At 72.8% G+C, this 17,081-nt stretch carries 19 protein-coding genes and 1 pseudogene; 10 read left to right on the top strand and 10 right to left on the bottom strand.

Features of this window, described 5'->3' with window-relative positions; translation table 11 throughout:
* Together ACYVJ4_RS06210 and ACYVJ4_RS06205 are read left to right on the top strand one after the other, a co-directional pair.
* On the top strand, positions 1-706 hold a 706-nt coding region (locus ACYVJ4_RS06210; protein ID WP_460459243.1), incomplete at its 5' end, for a glycerate kinase.
* 102 nt (positions 707-808) lie between these two features.
* Entirely contained in the window at positions 809-1,180 is a 372-nt protein-coding gene (locus ACYVJ4_RS06205; protein ID WP_460459242.1) for a HesB/IscA family protein, read from the top strand.
* A gap of 95 nt (positions 1,181-1,275) precedes the next feature.
* Here the strand turns inward: ACYVJ4_RS06205 and ACYVJ4_RS06200 are convergent, their stop codons facing one another.
* Positions 1,276-1,491 (bottom strand): hypothetical protein, encoded by a 216-nt coding sequence (locus ACYVJ4_RS06200; protein ID WP_460459241.1) that lies wholly within the window; start codon positions 1,489-1,491, stop codon positions 1,276-1,278.
* Between the two features lie 108 nt (positions 1,492-1,599).
* On the opposite strand from ACYVJ4_RS06200, the gene ACYVJ4_RS06195 reads away from it, so the two are divergent.
* Positions 1,600-2,586, top strand: a complete 987-nt coding sequence (locus tag ACYVJ4_RS06195) for a carbohydrate kinase family protein (protein WP_460459240.1) — start codon at positions 1,600-1,602, stop codon at positions 2,584-2,586.
* Positions 2,587-2,622: 36 nt separating this feature from the next.
* The gene (aat, locus tag ACYVJ4_RS06190) at positions 2,623-3,300 is read left to right on the top strand and encodes a leucyl/phenylalanyl-tRNA--protein transferase (protein WP_460459239.1); all 678 of its coding nucleotides are present in this window, start codon (positions 2,623-2,625) and stop codon (positions 3,298-3,300) included.
* On the opposite strand, the gene ACYVJ4_RS06185 is transcribed toward aat, so the two are convergent.
* The 3 genes from ACYVJ4_RS06185 to ACYVJ4_RS06175 are packed head-to-tail and all read right to left on the bottom strand — an operon-like array spanning position 3,297 to position 5,375.
* On the bottom strand, positions 3,297-3,923 hold the full coding sequence (locus ACYVJ4_RS06185; RefSeq protein WP_460459238.1) for a pyridoxamine 5'-phosphate oxidase family protein: 627 nt from the start codon (positions 3,921-3,923) through the stop codon (positions 3,297-3,299). The two genes, aat and ACYVJ4_RS06185, sit on opposite strands and share 4 nt — an antisense overlap.
* Before the next feature lie 4 nt (positions 3,924-3,927).
* Positions 3,928-4,188: a sulfurtransferase TusA family protein gene (locus tag ACYVJ4_RS06180; protein ID WP_460459237.1), complete on the bottom strand. Its 261-nt coding sequence runs from the start codon at positions 4,186-4,188 to the stop codon at positions 3,928-3,930.
* A complete protein-coding gene (locus ACYVJ4_RS06175; protein WP_460459236.1) occupies positions 4,185-5,375 on the bottom strand; it encodes a cysteine desulfurase family protein in 1,191 nt (396 codons plus the stop codon). The genes ACYVJ4_RS06180 and ACYVJ4_RS06175 overlap by 4 nt, the downstream gene beginning before the upstream one ends.
* A 204-nt stretch (positions 5,376-5,579) precedes the next feature.
* Between ACYVJ4_RS06175 and ctaC the strand changes: the two genes are divergently transcribed.
* The 4 genes from ctaC to ACYVJ4_RS06155 all read left to right on the top strand — a co-directional run bounded on the left by ctaC (position 5,580) and on the right by ACYVJ4_RS06155 (position 9,960).
* Complete coding sequence (gene ctaC, locus ACYVJ4_RS06170) at positions 5,580-6,401, top strand: aa3-type cytochrome oxidase subunit II (protein ID WP_460459235.1); 822 nt, start codon at positions 5,580-5,582, stop codon at positions 6,399-6,401.
* Positions 6,401-8,185, top strand: a complete 1,785-nt coding sequence (gene ctaD / locus ACYVJ4_RS06165) for an aa3-type cytochrome oxidase subunit I (RefSeq protein WP_460459234.1) — start codon at positions 6,401-6,403, stop codon at positions 8,183-8,185. The genes ctaC and ctaD overlap by 1 nt, the downstream gene beginning before the upstream one ends.
* Before the next feature lies 1 nt (position 8,186).
* Positions 8,187-8,588: a cytochrome c oxidase subunit 4 gene (locus ACYVJ4_RS06160; RefSeq protein ID WP_460459233.1), complete on the top strand. Its 402-nt coding sequence runs from the start codon at positions 8,187-8,189 to the stop codon at positions 8,586-8,588.
* 136 nt (positions 8,589-8,724) lie between these two features.
* Complete coding sequence (locus tag ACYVJ4_RS06155) at positions 8,725-9,960, top strand: L,D-transpeptidase (protein ID WP_460459232.1); 1,236 nt, start codon at positions 8,725-8,727, stop codon at positions 9,958-9,960.
* A gap of 265 nt (positions 9,961-10,225) precedes the next feature.
* Here the strand turns inward: ACYVJ4_RS06155 and qcrB are convergent, their stop codons facing one another.
* The 4 genes from qcrB to ctaE all read right to left on the bottom strand — a co-directional run bounded on the left by qcrB (position 10,226) and on the right by ctaE (position 14,615).
* Positions 10,226-11,908: a cytochrome bc1 complex cytochrome b subunit gene (gene qcrB / locus ACYVJ4_RS06150; protein WP_460459231.1), complete on the bottom strand. Its 1,683-nt coding sequence runs from the start codon at positions 11,906-11,908 to the stop codon at positions 10,226-10,228.
* Positions 11,905-12,966: a cytochrome bc1 complex Rieske iron-sulfur subunit gene (gene qcrA / locus ACYVJ4_RS06145; protein ID WP_460459244.1), complete on the bottom strand. Its 1,062-nt coding sequence runs from the start codon at positions 12,964-12,966 to the stop codon at positions 11,905-11,907. The genes qcrB and qcrA overlap by 4 nt, the downstream gene beginning before the upstream one ends.
* A 64-nt stretch (positions 12,967-13,030) precedes the next feature.
* Complete coding sequence (qcrC, locus tag ACYVJ4_RS06140) at positions 13,031-13,834, bottom strand: cytochrome bc1 complex diheme cytochrome c subunit (protein WP_460459230.1); 804 nt, start codon at positions 13,832-13,834, stop codon at positions 13,031-13,033.
* A gap of 133 nt (positions 13,835-13,967) precedes the next feature.
* The gene (gene ctaE, locus ACYVJ4_RS06135; protein ID WP_460459229.1) at positions 13,968-14,615 is read right to left on the bottom strand and encodes an aa3-type cytochrome oxidase subunit III; all 648 of its coding nucleotides are present in this window, start codon (positions 14,613-14,615) and stop codon (positions 13,968-13,970) included.
* A gap of 149 nt (positions 14,616-14,764) precedes the next feature.
* On the opposite strand from ctaE, the gene ACYVJ4_RS06130 reads away from it, so the two are divergent.
* Together ACYVJ4_RS06130 and trpD are read left to right on the top strand one after the other, a co-directional pair.
* The gene (locus ACYVJ4_RS06130; RefSeq protein ID WP_460459228.1) at positions 14,765-15,190 is read left to right on the top strand and encodes a response regulator; all 426 of its coding nucleotides are present in this window, start codon (positions 14,765-14,767) and stop codon (positions 15,188-15,190) included.
* 2 nt (positions 15,191-15,192) lie between these two features.
* Entirely contained in the window at positions 15,193-16,278 is a 1,086-nt protein-coding gene (trpD, locus tag ACYVJ4_RS06125; RefSeq protein WP_460459227.1) for an anthranilate phosphoribosyltransferase, read from the top strand.
* A 4-nt stretch (positions 16,279-16,282) separates the two neighbouring features.
* On the opposite strand, the gene ACYVJ4_RS06120 is transcribed toward trpD, so the two are convergent.
* Positions 16,283-16,567, bottom strand: coding sequence for an Lrp/AsnC family transcriptional regulator (locus tag ACYVJ4_RS06120; RefSeq protein WP_460459226.1), 285 nt, complete (start codon positions 16,565-16,567; stop codon positions 16,283-16,285).
* Positions 16,568-16,646: 79 nt separating this feature from the next.
* Positions 16,647-17,081: pseudogene (locus ACYVJ4_RS06115) on the bottom strand (DEDD exonuclease domain-containing protein); the annotation flags it as partial.

Here is a 17,081-nt window from a genome sequence, read left to right as displayed (position 1 = left end):
GAGCGCGCTGGGCGTCGGCTCGGCGCAGCGGCTGGCCGGCGGGGGCGGCTTCCTCGGCGGCGTGGCGGCGGACGACCTGGCCGGCGTGGCGGAGGCGCGCGAGCGGCTGCGCGGCGTCGTGCTCGTGGCGGCGACGTCGTCCGACCTGCCGCTGCTGGGGTTCCACGGCGCGAGCGCCACCGACGCCGGACGACGGGGCGCCTCGCCCGAGCAGGCCCAGGCCCTGGAGGGCGCGCTGGGTCACTTCGCCGACCTCGCGCAGCGCGGGCTGGTGGCCGGACGTCCGCTCGGCGGCAGCGGCCTGGCCGCCACGCCGGGTGCCGGAGCCGGCGGGGGGATCGGCTTCGCCCTGGCCCTGCTCGGCGCACGGCAGGTCGACGGGGTCACGGCGGTGCTGGAGGCCACCGGCTTCGCCGAGCGGCTGCGGGCCACCGACCTGGTGGTCACCGGCGAGGCGGTGCTCGGGTGGCAGCAGCTGCGGGCGGGCGTCGTGCCGGCGGTGGCCGCGGGCGCGCTCGAGGTGGGGGTTCCGGTCGTCGTCCTCGCCCTCGAGGTGGAGGTCGGGCGCCGCGAGCTGCTGAACCTCGGCGTCTCGGGGGCCTACGCGGTCGCCGACCGTCCGGGCCGGCTCGCCGACGTCCGGTCCGACCCCGCCGGGCAGCTCGCCGCGCGCGCCCGCCGGGTCGCGCGGACGTGGTCGCGATGACGACGTACGCTGGAGGGGTGCCGCGGCGGGAACACCTCCGGGGTGCGAGCGGTTGCCGATGACGACCGCCTGATCGACCAGTCGAGCGAGTAGGGACACCGCATGACCGAGACCACCCAGACCACCGACGCGACGACCGACGCCCCGGCGCACGGCGTCGTGCTCACCGACGTGGCGTCGCAGAAGGTCAAGAGCCTGCTCGAGCAGGAGGGCCGCGACGACCTGCGGCTGCGCATCGGCGTGCAGCCCGGCGGCTGCTCGGGCCTGATCTACCAGCTGTACTTCGACGAGCGCGACCTCGACGGCGACCTGGTCGAGGACTTCGGCGGCGTCGAGGTCGTGGTCGACCGCATGAGCGCCCCGTACCTCGGCGGCGCGACGATCGACTTCGCCGACACCATCGAGAAGCAGGGCTTCACGATCGACAACCCCAACGCGGGCAGCTCGTGCGCCTGCGGCGACAGCTTCAGCTGACGCACCCCACGACGAAGGGCCGCACCCACCACGGGTGCGGCCCTTCGTCGTCCCCTCCCGCGGAGGAGCAGGGTCATGAGCCGCGTGTGAGCCGATCAGGAGCCGTACTGCGACAGGCCGCTGAGCATCGCGGTCGCGTCCTCGGGCACCAGCACGGGCGCCGTCGCGGGGTGCGCGACGTGCAGCGGCCGGGGCGAGGGAGCGGGCAGCAGCACCTGGGCGCCGTCGACCGCGAGGTCGTGCACGCTGCCCTCGTCGAGGGCCTGGCGCGGACCGGGCACGGCGGGCACGAGAGCGGCTGAGGAGGTCATGCGGACGACGCTAGGCGGTTACCGACGGGTACTCCACGGCTACCGAGCGGTAGTCTCGCGCGTCGTCCGGCTGGGTCGCCCGCACGCGGTCCCGGTAGGGTCGCCGCCGTGCAGATCGCCATCACCGGTTCCATCGCGACCGACCACCTGATGACCTTCCAGGGGCGGTTCGCCGACTCGCTGGTGGTCGAGCAGCTGGACAAGCTCTCGCTGTCGTTCCTCGTCGAGGAGCTCGACGTCCGGCGCGGTGGCGTGGCGGCCAACATCGCCTTCGGCATGGCCAACCTCGGGCTGCGGCCCCTGCTGGTCGGCGCGGTCGGCGCGGACTTCGTGGAGTACCGGGCCTGGCTCGAGCGGCACGGCGTCGACTGCGGCGGCGTGCGCACCAGCGAGCTGCGGCACACCGCGCGCTTCATCTGCACCACCGACACCGACCAGGCCCAGATCGCGTCGTTCTACGCCGGCGCGATGAGCGAGGCCCGCGACATCGAGCTGGCGCCGCTGGCGCGCTCGTTCGGCGCCCTCGACCTGGTGCTGGTCGGCGCGAACGACCCCGAGGCCATGCTGCGCCACACCGAGGAGTGCCGGTCGCGCGGCTACGCCTTCGCGGCCGACCCGTCGCAGCAGCTCGCCTTCGCCGACGGGCCGTTCATCCGGCGGCTCGTCGAGGGCGCGACGTACCTGTTCAGCAACGAGTACGAGGCGTCGCTCACCGAGCAGAAGACCGGCTGGAGCGCGGACGAGATCCTCGCCCTGGTCGGCACGCGCGTGACGACCCTCGGGGCCAAGGGCGTGCGGATCGAGCGCCGCGGCGAGCCGGCCATCGAGGTGCCGGTGGCGCGCGAGCTGCGCAAGGCCGACCCGACCGGCGTGGGCGACGCGTTCCGCGCCGGCTTCCTGGCCGGGCTCTCGTGGGACCTCGGGCTGACCCGGTGCGCGCAGCTCGGCTCGATGCTGGCCACCTACGTCATCGAGACCGTCGGCACCCAGGAGTACGAGCTGGGCCGCGGCGGCTTCCTGCGCCGGTTCACCGACGCCTACGGCGACGAGGCCGCGCGCGAGATCGCGCCGTCCCTGGGCATCGCCCGCGCCTGACGCGGACGACGCGAGCCGGCGAGCGACGAGGACCCCGTGCCGCCCGTCGAGCCCCCGCCCTCGCCCTGGGACCTGGACGTCGACGCCGAGCCCGGCGAGGACCTGGTCGGCGTCGGTGCCGACCTCGAGCCCGGCACCGTGCTGATGGCCTACCGGCGGGGGCTGTTCCCCATGGGCGTCGGCATCGGAGGCCGCAACCCGCTCGGCTGGTGGTCGCCCGACCCGCGAGGGGTGCTGCCGCTGCACGGGCTCAAGGTCTCGCGCTCGCTGCGCCGATCGGCCGGGCGCTTCGAGGTGCGCGTCGACACGGCGTTCGCCGACGTCGTCCAGGGCTGCGCCGACCCCTCGCGCGAGGGCCGGTGGATCACCCCGGCGGTGACGGCTGCCTACACGCGGCTGCACGAGCTCGGCTGGGCGCACTCGGTCGAGTGCTGGCGCGACGGCGAGCTCGTCGGGGGGCTCTACGGCCTGGCGGTCGGGGGGCTGTTCGCCGGGGAGTCGATGTTCCACCGCGCCACCGACGCCTCGAAGGTCGCCGTCGTCGCGCTCGTCGACCTGATGCGCCAGGGCGCGGACGACGACCGCCGGCTGCTCGACGTCCAGTGGCGCACCGACCACCTGGCCACCCTGGGCGTCGTCGAGGTGCCGCGGCCCGAGTACCTGCGCCGGCTCGAGGTGGCGCTCGCCCTCGACCTGCCGCCGGCGTTCGCCTAGCCGTAGAGGTTCTGGCCGTACTCCTTGCCGTAGTAGCGCTCCAGGGCCTCGAGCGGCTCGTCGGGCCGCTCCAGCCGCTGCGCGATGACGGCCCGCGACTCGACCGCGTCCGGGTCCCACGACGCCGGGTCCCACAGCTGCGAGCGCAGGAACGCCTTGGAGCAGTGGAAGAACACCTGCTCGACGTCGACCACCAGGGCGAGCTGGGGCCGGTGGCCCTTGACGACGAGCCGGTCGAACCACGGCGCGTCGGACACCAGCCGGGCAGACCCGTTGACCCGCAACGTGTCCCCGCGGCCGGGCACGAGGAACAGCAGCCCGACGTGAGGGTTGGCGAGCACGTTGAGGTAGCCGTCGGCCCGGCGGTTGCCCGGGCGCTCCGGCAGCACGACCGTCGTGCGGTCGAGCACCAGCGCCAGGTGGCCGGCCGGGTCGCCCTTCGGCGAGACGTCGCACGTGCCGTCGGCGCCGGACGTCGCGACCAGGCAGAACGGCGACGCCTCGAGCCAGCGGCGGTGGACGTCGTCCAGCTCCGGGCGGTCCTTGGCGGCGACCCGGGGGAGCGGCTCGCCGATCAGCGCGCGCAGCTCCTCGACGGTGGTGACGGCGGCCTCGGAGGTCATGGCCTCAGGGTCCCAGACCCTCTCCGAGCCGGACCGTGAGGCGCAGCTCGCCGTCCGGCCGCTCGTCGCGCACCACCTCGTGGCCGCGCATCCGCGCCCAGGCCGGGACGTCGAGCGCCGCCGCCGGGTCGGTCGCGAGCACCGTCAGCTCGGTGCCCGGTGGCAGGTCGCGCGCGCGCTCGGCCAGCCGGATCACCGGCAACGGGCAGCGCAGGCCGCGGGCGTCGACGACCAGCTCGTCGGTCGCGCCGTCCGCCTCGGTCACAGCCGCTCCGCGCCGAGCAGCGCGCGCACCGCCCGCACCGCCTCGGGCAGCGCGGTGCAGAACCGCTCGACGTCGTCGGCCACCTGGTCGTCGGGGTCGAGCGGCAGGGTCAGGCGCAGGTTGCCGTGGGTCAGCACGCCCATCGCGGCCAGCACGTGGCTCGGCTCGAGGGTGCTGGCGGTGCAGGCCGAGCCGCTGGCCACCGCGAACCCGCGCCGGTCGAGCTCGTGCACCAGCGCCTCGCCGTCGACGAACAGGTGGGAGAACGTCACGACGTGCGGGAGCCGGTCGTCCGGATCACCCACGACCTCGGTGTCGGGCACGTCGGCGGCCGCCGCGCGCAGCCGGTCGACCAGCGCGCGGGCCTGCGCGGAGCGGCGCTCGCGGTGCTGCTCGGCGTCCTGCAGCGCCGCCGCTGCCGCCAGCGCGGTCGGGACGTCGACCTCGCCCGGCACCCGGCCCTGCTCGTTCTCGTCCTCGGGGCCGTCGGCGCGCCACCGCACCCCGGTGCGCACCACCAGGACGCCGACGCCGGGCGGGGCCGCCCAGGAGCGGGCGTCCGCCACCAGGACGTCGGCCCCTTCCGGCAGCTCGTCGCGGCCCACGACCGAGCCGGCGTCCACCAGCAGCGGCACGCCGGCGGCCCGGGCGCGCTCGGCGGCCTGCGCTACCGGCTGGCGCGTGCCCACCTCGCCGTTCGCCGCCTGCAGCACCAGGGCGGCCACACCCTCACCGGCCACGGCCGCCGCGAGCCCGTCCGCGCCGTCCAGCTGCACCCGGCCCAGGAGGTCGACCGGCAGGAGGGTGCGTCGTCCGCCGCGCGCCTCGTGCCAGGCCGCGGTGTGCAGCAGCGCCGAGTGCTCGACCGCCCCCAGCAGCACGTGGTCGCCGCGGCGCCGCCGTCCGTGCAGCAGGCCGCGCAGACCGACCTGACGGGCCGTCGTCGCGTCCGGCGCGAACGACACCTCGTCGGGGCGGGCGCCCAGCGCGCCCGCCACCACCTCGCGCGCGCCGTCCAGCAGCGCTCGGGCCCGGCGTCCCTCGGCGTGCAGGCGCCGGGGGTCGGCCCAGCCCTCGTCGAGAGCGGCCAGCAGGGCCTCGCGGGCCACCGGCGCGAGCGGTGGCGCGGAGGCGTCCAGCAGCGCCCGGCGGGGGGCGTCGCGACCCCCTTCGGCGGTGTGCGGCACGGCCGCCACGCTAGCCCCACCCTGCCCGAGCCGGAGGGCGGTGCTGCGGTAGGTTGTGGGCTGTTCGAGAGGGCGTCGCCCTGCCGCGCGGCCACGTGCCGTCGTCGCAGGTCGCAGCCCGAGGGTCCGTCCGAAAGGTGCGCCGTGCGTCAGCTCCTCCGATCGCGTCCAGGACGTCGGCGTCCCGCGGTCCGGCTCTCGCTCGTGGGGGCGGGTGCGGCCCTGGCGCTCACCGGCTGCTCGGCCACGACCGAGCGCGGCTTCCTGCCGAAGGGCGTCACGACCGAGACCGACCGGATCACCACGCTGTGGACCGGCTCCTGGATCGCCGCCCTCGCGGTCGGTGTGCTGGTCTGGGGCCTGACGATCTACTGCGTCGTGGCCTTCCGGCGCCGTCGTGACGACGACCCGCTGCCGACCCAGCTGCGCTACAACCTGCCGATCGAGATCCTCTACTCGGTCGTGCCGCTGTTCATGATCGGCGCGCTGTTCTTCTACACCGCGCGCGACGAGACCGCGCTGCTGAAGATCTCCGACAAGCCCGACAACGTCGTGAACGTGGTCGGCAAGCGTTGGGCCTGGGACTTCAACTACCTGTCCAACGACGTCTACGAGTCGAGCACCCAGACCGAGCTGACCGGCCAGGAGTCCGACCAGGACAAGCCGCCGGTGCTGTGGCTGCCGGTCGACAAGTCGACCCAGTTCGTGCTGACGACGCGCGACGTGAACCACGCCTTCTGGGTGCCGGCCTTCCTCATGAAGATCGACATGATCTCGGGGCGGGTCAACACCTTCGAGGTGACGCCGACCGAGGTCGGCACCTACCGCGGCAAGTGCGCCGAGCTGTGCGGCGCCTACCACTCGCAGATGCTGTTCCAGGTCAAGGTCGTGCCGCAGGCCGAGTACGACCAGCACATGGCCGAGCTCAAGGCCCAGGGCAACACCGGCCTGCTGCCCGACTCGCTGAACATCGAGCAGCTCGCGCCCGGCGAGGCCGAGAAGATCCCCACCTTCGGAGGCAGCTGATGACCACGTACCGCGAGGCCGACTGGGTGGAGCCGGCGCGCCCCACCCTGGGCCGGACGGTCGTGAAGTGGGTGACGACCACCGACCACAAGGTGATCGGCAACCTCTACTTCATCACCTCGTTCGTGTTCTTCCTCGTCGGCGGCGTGCTCGCCCTGCTGATCCGGGCCGAGCTGTTCTCGCCCGGGCTGCAGATCGTGCGCAACCCCGAGGAGTACAACCAGCTCTTCACGATGCACGGCACGATCATGCTGCTGCTGTTCGCGACGCCGCTGTTCGCCGGGTTCGCGAACGCGCTGATGCCGCTGCAGATCGGCTCGCCGGACGTCGCGTTCCCGCGGCTGAACATGTTCGCCTACTGGCTGTACCTGTTCGGCGGCATCATCGCCAGCATCGGGTTCTTCACCCCGCAGGGCGCGGCCGGCTTCGGCTGGACGGCCTACTCGCCGCTGTCGAGCGTGGCCTACTCGCCCGGCCTGGGCGCCGACCTGTGGGTGTTCGGCCTGGCCCTCGGTGGTTTCGGCACCATCCTGGGCGCCGTCAACTTCATCACCACGATCGTCTGCATGCGCGCGCCCGGCCTGACGATGTTCCGGATGTCGCTGTTCACCTGGACGGTGCTGATCACGTCCGTGCTGGTGCTGATGGCCTTCCCGGTGCTGGCCTCCGCGCTGCTGGCGCTCGGCGCCGACCGCAAGCTCGGCGCGCACGTCTACGACCCCGCCAACGGCGGCTCGATGCTGTGGCAGCACCTGTTCTGGTTCTTCGGCCACCCCGAGGTCTACATCATCGCGCTGCCGTTCTTCGGCATCATCAGCGAGATCATCCCGGTCTTCAGCCGCAAGCCGCTGTTCGGCTACAAGGGCATGGTCTTCGCGACCATCGCGATCGCCGGCCTGTCGGTCACGGTGTGGGCCCACCACATGTACGCCACCGGCCAGGTGCTGCTGCCGTTCTTCGCGTTCATGACCATGCTCATCGCCGTGCCCACGGGCGTGAAGTTCTTCGACTGGATCGGCACCATGTGGCGCGGCCAGCTGACGTTCGAGACACCGATGCTGTGGGCGATCGGCTTCCTCGTGACGTTCCTGTTCGGCGGCCTGACCGGCATCATCCTGTCCAGCCCGGCCCTGGACTTCCACGTCACCGACTCCTACTTCGTGGTGGCGCACTTCCACTACGTCGTCTTCGGCACGGTGGTGTTCGCGATGTTCGCGGGCTTCTACTTCTGGTGGCCCAAGTTCACCGGCCGGATGCTCGACGAGACGCTCGGCAAGGTGCACTTCTGGATGCTGTTCATCGGCTTCCACACCACCTTCCTCATCCAGCACTGGCTGGGTGTCGAGGGCATGCCGCGCCGCTACGCCGACTACTTCGCCGGCGAGGGCTTCACCTGGGAGAACCAGGTGTCGACGGTCGGCGCGTTCCTGCTCGGCGCCTCGACGCTGCCGTTCATGTACAACGTCTGGAAGACCTGGCGCACGGCGCCGCTGGTCGAGGTCGACGACCCGTGGGGCTACGGCGCCTCGCTGGAGTGGGCGACCTCGTGCCCGCCGCCGCGGCACAACTTCACGAGCATCCCGCGCATCCGCTCCGAGCGCCCCGCGTTCGACCTGCACCACCCCGAGATCGCGGCGCTCGACCACCCGACGCCGGACAAGAACCTGCTCGACCAGCTGTACGGCGAGCCCGAGCTCGTGCCGGAGGGCCAGCCGTCCAACGGCTCCACCGGCGGGGGCAACGGGCTGGCGTCCAACCAGGACCGCACGGACGGGGAGCGCTGAGGTGAAGGTCGAGAGCTGGCTCTTCGGGGCCGGGACGTTCTTCTTCGCGCCCATCGGCGTGATCTACGGGATCCTGACGCACTGGGACGAGCCGGTCGGCCCCGTCGGGCTGTTCCTCACCGCCGGCCTGTCGCTGATGGTCGGCTGGTACCTGTGGTTCACCGCCCGGCACGTCGACGCCCGGCCCGAGGACGACCCGGCCGCGCCGATCGAGGCCGGCGCGGGGGAGTACGGCTTCTTCTCGCCGCACAGCTGGTGGCCGCTGCCGCTGGCGTTCGGCAGCGCCGTGATCTTCCTGGGCTTCGCGGCCGGCTGGTGGCTCATGTACATGGGCCTCGGCCTGGCCGCGCTGGCCCTGGTCGGCTGGGTCTTCGAGTACTGGCGCGGCGCCCACGCCCACTAGCCGGTCGGTGCCGCCAGGACGTCGGCGGCGTGGCTTACAGTAGGGACGTCGTCCCGTGCAACCTTCCCGACCTCTGACGCGTCTGGACGGGTGAACGGACGGCGCCCGCCGACCTGTGCCTTGGGGGAACGACCGCGTGACCACGACCACCCGCCGTCCGCGGCCCGAGCGCCACGCCCTCGCGTGGTCCGCCGCGCTGCTCACCGCCGCCCTGGGCCTGTCCGCCTGCCAGGGCGTCACCCCGCAGGCCTCGGCGCAGGGCACGCCGTCCGGGTCCGCCACCTCGTCGGCGTCGACTCCGGCGGCGCCGCCCGCCGAGCTCGAGATCAGCCCGGCCGACGGCGCCAGCAAGGTGCGCCCCGACGCCGAGGTCACGGTCACCGCGACGTCCGGCACCATCACGAAGGTCAGCGTGAAGAGCGCCGGTGGTACGTCCGTCGAGGGCACGCTCAACGACGACAAGACGGTCTGGACGGCGTCCAGCGGCCTGCAGCCCAAGACCCGCTACCAGGTCAGCGCCTCGGCCGTGAACGACGCCGGCCAGGTCACCACCGCGACCTCCGCCCTGCGCACCCTCACCCCGCGCGACACGGCGAACTACGGGATCATCCCCAGCAGCGGCGGCACGGTCGGCGTGGGCATGCCCGTCGTCGTCCAGTTCGTCACCGCGGTCGACGAGGACAAGCGCGCGGACGTCGAGCGGCGCGTCTCGGTCACGTCCACCCCGGCCATGAAGGGCCAGTTCGGCTGGCTCGACGGCCGCCAGCTCATCTGGCGCCCCGCCAAGTACTGGACGCCGGGCACCAAGGTCACGGTGCAGGCCGACATCGCCGGCATCGAGACGCACAAGAACCTGTGGACCAGCCAGGGCGCCACCAGCACCTTCACCGTCGGCAGCGCCATGGTGAGCACGGTCAACACCCAGACGCACCGCATGACGGTCACGCGCAACGGCAAGGTGCTGCGGGTGCTCAAGGTCAGCACCGGCCGGCCCGGCAGCGAGACCGAGACCCGCAACGGCATCAAGGTGATCCTGTCGCGCGAGTCCGAGCACGTGATGGACTCCGCCACCGTCGGCATCAAGAAGGGCGACCCGGGTTACTACCGGATCCCCACCCAGTGGGCCATGCGGCTCACCTGGAGCGGCGAGTTCCTGCACTCCGCGCCCTGGTCCGTCGGGTCGCAGGGCAGCGCCAACGTCAGCCACGGCTGCACGAACCTCTCGCCGTCCGACGCCAAGTGGCTGTTCGACAACTCGCGCATGGGCGACGTCGTCAAGTTCGTCGGCTCCTCGCGGCACCTCGAGGAGTACAACGGCTACACGATGTGGAACGAGACGTCGACGCAGTGGGCGAAGAAGTCGGCGCTGTAGCTCGACCGCGCTGACCGTGCTGGGGGCGCGGAACGGCGCCCTCGCCGGCCGTGCTCTCGCAAGCTCGTCTGACGCTCGGCCACCGAGGACGCCGCCCCGCGCTGGTCGCGTACGCGCGCGGGCTCTCGCTGGGGCGGGCTGACGCGTTGCGTCCGAAGGAGTGGCTGCAACAGCGACCGATCCTTCGGACGCACGGGTCCTGGGACGGCGACAGGGCGGGCTTCCCGTGGGGGAGGCCCGCCCTGCGGCGGTCGGTCGGGAGAGGTCAGCCGCGGGTGGCGGCGGAGGCCTCGCTGGACTCGATGGCGGCGTGGCCGTCGTCGTGGGCGTCGACCGCGTCGTGGTGGCCGTGCGCGTGGGCGGCGGCCAGCTCGGCGGGGGTGACGGCCTCGACACGGTCCTCGAACCAGAACCGCGAGAGCTTGGTGCGCACGCTGTGCGCCCGCAGCTTCGGACGCCGCACGCCCTGTTCGTCGGTCGCCTCGGGCAGCGGGAGCGGCCGGTGCGTGTCGTGCTGCACCAGCACCCAGCGGTCGTGCTCGCTCAGCGGCTCGTGCACCTCGAAGAACTCGCCGTGCGGCAGGCGCACCACGCGGCCGGTCTCGAGGCCGTGCAGCACCAGGTCGCGGTCGCGCCGCTGCAGGCCCAGGCAGATCCGCTTCGTCACGACGAACACGATCGGCGGGATCACGATCACGGCCACCCGCAGGAAGTTCGTGATGTCGTTGATCGAGAGCTTGAAGTGCGTCGCGATCAGGTCGTTGCCGCCGCCAGACCACAGCAGCAGGTAGAACGCGATCGCCATGGCGCCCAGACCGGTGCGGGTCGGCGCGTTGCGCGGGCGGTCCAGCAGGTGGTGCTCGCGCTTGTCACCGGTGACCCATGCCTCGAGGAACGGGTACGCGATCGCCAGCGTCGTCACGATGCCGGGCAGGATCAGGCCGCCGATGGCGATGTTGAGGCTGAACGTCCAGCCGAAGGCCGAGAACTCCAGCCAGCCGGGCAGGATGCGGATCGCCCCCTCGAGCCAGCCCATGTACCAGTCCGGCTGCGAGCCGGCGGTGACGGGGGAGGGGTCGTAGGGGCCGTACGCCCAGATCGGGTTGATCTGCGCGACCGCCGCGAGCAGCGTCGTGACGCCGAAGACGATGAAGAAGAAGCCACCGGCCTTGGCCGCGTACACCGGCATGACCGGGAAGCCCACGACGTTCTTGTTGGTGCGGCCGGGGCCGGGGTACTGGGTGTGCTTCTGCAGTGCCACCAGCATGATGTGCACCGTGAACAGCCCGACCAGCAGCGCCGGGATGAGCAGCACGTGCACCGTGAACAAGCGGGGGATCAGCGCGTCGCCCGGGTACTCGCCTCCGAAGACGAACGACGAGACGTACGAGCCGACGATCGGGATCGACAGGATCATGCCGCGGGCGAACGACAGGCCCGTGCCCGACAGCAGGTCGTCCGGCAGCGAGTAGCCGGCGAAGCCCTCGACCAGCGCCAGGAGCGCCAGCACCAGGCCGATGACCCAGTTGACCTCGCGCGGCTTGCGGAACGCGCCGGTGAAGAACACCCGGAACATGTGGCACGCGATGGCGGCGACGAACAGCAGCGCCGACCAGTGGTGGATCTGCCGGATGATCAGGCCGCCGCGGATCTCGAACGAGATGTCGAGCGTCGACTTGTACGCCTCGGACATGTCGACGCCCTTGAGCGGCACGTAGGCACCGTCGTAGACGACGTGACCGGTCGAGGGGATGAACCAGAAGGTCAGGAAGGTGCCGGTGAGCAGCAGCACGACCAGGCTGTACATCGCGACTTCACCGAGCATGAACGACCAGTGGTCGGGGAAGACCTTCTTCAGGCCCCACTTGACGCCACCGGCGATGCCGATGCGCTCGTCGACGTAGTTCGCGACCCCACCGGCCACGCGGGTGCTGGCGGTCTGGCTCATCGGTGACCTCGCTCCGGGAAGCTCGGCCCGACAGCCTCCTGGAACGGCTGGCGGGCGACGAGATAGCCCTCGTCGTTGACGGTGATCTGCAGCTGGGGCAGCCGGCGGTGCGCCGGGCCGAAGATGACCTTGCAGTCCTCGGTCACGTCGAACGTCGACTGGTGGCAGGGGCAGAGCAGGTGGTGCGTCTGCTGCTCGTACAGCCCGACCGGGCACCCGACGTGGGTGCAGATCTTGGAGTAGGCCACGATCCCCTCGTAGCCCCACTCGCGCTCCTTGGCGCTCTTGATGTTGGCCGGGTCGAGGCGCATGAGCAGCACCGCGGCCTTGGCCTTCTGCTCGAGCACGTCCTCGACCTTGTCGATGCCCTCGGGCATGACGTGGAACACCGAGCCGATCGTGACGTCGGAGGCCTTGATCGGAGCCAGCTCGGGGTCGGAGACCAGGCGCATGCCGGCCTTCCACATCGTGACCGACTTGGCGTCGCCGGGCATCGGGCCCAGGTCGCGCAGGGCGACGACGAACGGCAGGGCGAACAGGCCCAGCGCGCCGCCGAGCGTCGCCTTGATCAGCGGCCGACGGCCGATGCCGGACGCCTCGCCGCCCTCGGTGAGCGCGCTGATGGCCCCGGCACGGACCTCGTCGGTGCTGCGCAGGTCGTGGCGCTCCTCGACGACCTCCTCGTCGGGCATCAAGGTCTTGGCCCAGTGCACGGCGCCCAGGCCGATGAACAGCAGGCCGGCCCCGAGGCCGAGGCCCAGCAGCAGGTTCTGCAGCCGGGTGTCGCCGATGAACGGCACGAAGACGCCGGTGTCGATGTCGACCGCGAAGTACGACACGAGGAACACCACGGTGCCCAGCATCGACACCAGGAACATCGTGGCGACCTGGCGCTCGGCCCTCCGGGCGGCCCGCGGGTCGGTGTCGGCCATGCGGTGCACGTGCACCGGCATGCCCGGGTTCTCGAACAGCGTGGGCGCGGCGGTCGTGCCGGCCAGCGTCACCGCGCGGTCGGGGGCGGCGACGTCGCTGGTGCGCGCCGGGGTGGTGTCGCTCATGTCCGTCCGTCCTGCGTCGTCCGTGCCGCCGGTGCTGACCGTGCCCTCGGTGTCGTGGCTCATCTCAGGCCGCCTTCGAGCCGAGCCACACGGCGCAGCCGATCAGCGCGCCGATGCCGATCACCCAGACGAACAGGCCCTCGGGCACCGGGCCCAGGTTGCCGAGCGAGGAGCCGGCGGCGTTGGGCTCGTTCTCGACCGTCTTGAGGAAGGCGATCAGGTCGCGCTTGCTCTCGGGCGTGATGTTGGCGTCGTTGAAGACCGGCATCTGCTGCGGGCCGGTGAGCATGGCCTCGTAGATGTGCTTGGCGCTGGTGTTCTCGAGGCTGGGCGCGTACTTGCCGCGGGTCAGCGCACCGCCGGCGCCGGCGAAGTTGTGGCACATGGCGCAGTTGACGCGGAAGATCTCGCCGCCGCGCCCCGGGTCGCCGCCGGCGTCCGTGGCGTACTCGGCGTCCGGCACGGCCGGACCGGGGGCCAGCGACGCGACGTACGCGGCGAGCGCACGGATCTCGTCGCCGGAGAACTGCACGTTCTTCTTCTGCACCTGGGGACCGGGTGCGGCCGCGGGCATGCGGCCGGTGCCCACCTGGAAGTCGACGGCGGCGGCGCCGACGCCGATCAGGCTCGGGGCCACGGTGTCGCCGTTCGTATCGACCGGCGCGCCCTGGGCGTTCAGGCCGTGGCACGACGCGCAGTTCGCGAGGAAGAGCTGCTTGCCCTTCGCGACGTCGTCCGCGCTGGCCGTCGACGCCTGCGCCGGGGAGGGCGCGAGCGCCGCGTAGGCGGCTCCGGTCACCAGCAGGCCCAGGGCGATCAGGAGCACCAGGGCCAGCGGGTGACGCCGGCGGGCGGCGAGTGCGGTCACGTGCGATTCCTCGTTTCGTGCCGAGCGCGGGCGCGGGGCCCGGGCTGTTCTGCGAGCGTACGGCGGGACGTCGGGGTCGGCGCGTGCGGTGGCGCGGTGTCGCCTGCGCTCGTCCGCCCGGTCACCGTACCGGTCACTTCAGCAGGTAGATGGTCGCGAAGAGCGCGATCCAGACCACGTCGACGAAGTGCCAGTAGTACGACGTGACGATCGCGCCTGTGGCCTCGGCGTGGCCGAACCGGCGGGCGGCAAAGCTGCGGCCGATGATCAGCAGGAACGCGATCAGGCCGCCGGTGACGTGCAGGGCGTGGAACCCGGTGGTCAGGTAGAAGACCGAGCCGTAGGCGTCGGAGTTGATCTTGACGCCCTCGGTGACGAGCGTGGCGTACTCGAGCACCTGGCCGGAGACGAAGACCGCGCCGAACAGGTAGGTCAGCGCGTACCACTCGCGCATGCCCCACAGCCGCAGCTGCAGGAGCGACCCGGTGCGCGCGGCCTGGAACTGCTCGGCCTTCCAGACGCCCAGCTGGCACCACACCGAGCTGATGACGAGCACCAGGGTGTTGGCGGCCGCGAAGGGGACGTTCAGCGTGTTCGGCCCCTCGATCCACTGCTCGGGGACGACGGAGCGGATGGTGAAGTACATCGCGAACAGCCCGGCGAAGAACATGAGCTCGCTCGAGAGCCACACGATCGTGCCCACGGAGGCCATGTTGGGACGGCTCACCGACGGGTGCGCGGGGGCGGTCTGAACTGCTGCTGCGGTCGCCACGGGCGCCATTATTGCCCTATCGGGGAGCCGAGGGGGAGGCGACCCCCCGGTGCGGCGCGAACTCGACGCGCTGCCGCCCTGACCTGGCCGGACCGCTACGATCGCGAGCACGGGCAGCCGCCCGTCGAGCCACCCCACGGCCCCCGAGGACGACACGCATGAGCGCGACGCAGGCGACCGGCGCGGAGCACGACACCCGCACCCTGACCGTCCTGGTCTACAGCGACAACGTCGACACCCGCACCGCGGTGCGGATGGCCGTCGGACGACGTCCGGCCGCCGACGTCCCGCGCGTGGAGTGGCTCGAGTGCGCGACCCCCGCCGCCGTCGTCGCGGCGCTCGACGAGGGCCGCGCCGACATCGCGGTGCTCGACGGCGAGGCCAGCCCGCTGGGCGGGTTGGGCCTGTGCCGGCAGCTGAAGAGCGAGATCTACCGCTGCCCGCCGGTGCTGGTGCTCATCGGCCGCCCGCAGGACTCCTGGCTCGGCGCCTGGTCGCTGGCCGACGCGGCCGTCTCGCACCCGCTCGACCCGGCCGGCGTCGCCGAGGCCGTCGCCGAGCTGGCCCGCGGCCTGCAGGCCTAGCCGTGCCCGCGGGCGAGGCCGGGTCGAGCGAGCAGACCAGCTGGCCCGCGCTGCTGCACCGGCTGATCGGCGGCGGGTCGCTCTCCAGCGCCGAGACGGGCTGGGCGATGGACCGCATCATGTCCGGCGAGGCGACGCCGGTGCAGGTGGCCGGGTTCCTGGTCGCGCTGCGCGCCAAGGGCGAGGACGTCGACGAGCTGACCGGCCTGGCGCAGACCATGCTCGAGCACGCGGTGCCGATCAGCGTGCCCGGCCCGGCGGTCGACGTCGTCGGCACCGGCGGCGACCGGGCCCACACCGTCAACATCTCGACCATGGCCGCGCTCGTGGTGGCCGGGGCCGGCGTCCGGGTCGTCAAGCACGGCAACCGTGCGGCGTCGAGCGCGTGCGGGTCGGCCGACGTCCTGGAGGCCCTCGGGGTGCGGCTCGACCTGTCGCCCGAGGCCGTGGCCGAGGTCGCGACGACGGCCGGCATCACGTTCTGCTTCGCGCAGGTCTTCCACCCCTCGTTCCGGCACGCGGCCGTCGCGCGCCGCGAGCTCGCCGTCCCGACGGCGTTCAACTTCCTGGGGCCGCTGACCAACCCGGCGCGCCCGCGCGCGGCGGCCGTGGGTGTCGCCGACCGTCGGATGGCGCCACTGGTCGCCGGGGTGCTGGCCGGGCGCGGTTCGAGCGCGCTGGTGTTCCGCGGGGACGACGGCCTGGACGAGCTGACGACGTCCGGGCCCTCGACGGTCTGGGAGGTGCGTGGCGGCCAGGTGGCCGAGCACGCCTTCGACCCGGCCGACATCGGGGTGCCGCGTCACGACGTGTCAGCGCTGCGCGGGGCCGACGCGCCCTACAACGCCGGCGTGGCCCGCGACCTGCTCGCCGGGACCGCCGGTCCGGTGCGCGACGCGGTGCTGCTCAACGCGGCGGCCGCGCTCGTGGCGGCCGACGCGGCCGACGACGCGACTCCGGCCGGGGCCACGGACGGCGGCCTCGTCGAGCGGATGGCCGCGGCCCAGCTGCGGGCGGCGGCTGCCGTCGACAGCGGTGCGGCTGCCGAGGTGCTCGACCGCTGGGTCACCGCGACCTCCGGCGGCTGAGCGCTCAGCCGTCCTCGAAGCCGAGGGCGAACGCGGCCTCGAGGTCGTGCTGGGAGTAGGCGCGGAACGAGATGTGGGTCTGGGTGTTCAGCACGCCCTGCACCTTGTTGAGCCGGTCGGCGATCACGTCGGCCAGCGCCTCGTGCTCGCGCACCCGGACCATCGCGATGAGGTCGACGTCGCCGGTGACCGAGTAGACCTCGGTGACGCCGTCGAGGTCGGCGATGGCGGCGGCGACCTCGGGGATGCGGTCGACCTCGGCCTGGACCAGCACGATGGCGGTGATCACGGGGCGGCTCCTGGACGTCGGCGGGCGGGCTCGCCGGGGTGGCGGCGGGTGGCGGCTGAACGGCCCGAGCCTAGTGTGCTCAGCCCGCGGCGGCGTGCCCGTGGCGGCGGTGGCGCCCCGGCTCGTCGAACCCGCTGACCGGGCCGAACGCCGCGGTCATCGGCTCGAGCTCGGCGCGCGCGGAGCCTGCACCGTGCACCGGGCACTGCCACGAGCCCTCGACCTGCACCAGCCGGGTGCCCTCGGACTCCAGCCAGCGCAGCACCTTCTCGCACTCCTCGGGCAGCGCGGCCGGTGCGGGCAGCAGCGGGGCCGTGACGACCTCGCCGGTGGCCCGCAGCGCCTCGACGTAGGGCCACGGGTCGCTGCCGCGGGGCGCCACGGTGGTGCCGGCGAGCCGGCCGTGCCGGACGAGCACGATCTCCCACCCGCCCTGCGGCGGCTGGCGCGCGGCCACGACCTCGGGGCAGGCGGCGAGCGCGCCGATGCGCTGGGCGCGGGCTGCGGCGCGCAC

This window comes from Angustibacter peucedani (assembly GCF_054779595.1).
The sequence above is the reverse complement of the archived record's forward strand: the minus strand, read 5'-3'. Positions and strand labels throughout refer to the sequence as shown.

What these genes read in the sequence shown, in the direction of transcription:
- ACYVJ4_RS06205 (WP_460459242.1), top strand. Translation starts at nt 809, where the DNA reads ATGACCGAGACCACCCAGACCACCGACGCGACGACCGACGCCCCGGCG.
- ACYVJ4_RS06200 (WP_460459241.1), bottom strand. Translation starts at nt 1,491, where the DNA reads ATGACCTCCTCAGCCGCTCTCGTGCCCGCCGTGCCCGGTCCGCGCCAG.
- ACYVJ4_RS06185 (WP_460459238.1), bottom strand. Translation starts at nt 3,923, where the DNA reads ATGACCTCCGAGGCCGCCGTCACCACCGTCGAGGAGCTGCGCGCGCTG.
- ctaD (WP_460459234.1), top strand. Translation starts at nt 6,401, where the DNA reads ATGACCACGTACCGCGAGGCCGACTGGGTGGAGCCGGCGCGCCCCACC.
- qcrB (WP_460459231.1), bottom strand. Translation starts at nt 11,908, where the DNA reads ATGAGCCAGACCGCCAGCACCCGCGTGGCCGGTGGGGTCGCGAACTAC.
- qcrA (WP_460459244.1), bottom strand. Translation starts at nt 12,966, where the DNA reads ATGAGCGACACCACCCCGGCGCGCACCAGCGACGTCGCCGCCCCCGAC.
- ctaE (WP_460459229.1), bottom strand. Translation starts at nt 14,615, where the DNA reads ATGGCGCCCGTGGCGACCGCAGCAGCAGTTCAGACCGCCCCCGCGCAC.
- ACYVJ4_RS06130 (WP_460459228.1), top strand. Translation starts at nt 14,765, where the DNA reads ATGAGCGCGACGCAGGCGACCGGCGCGGAGCACGACACCCGCACCCTG.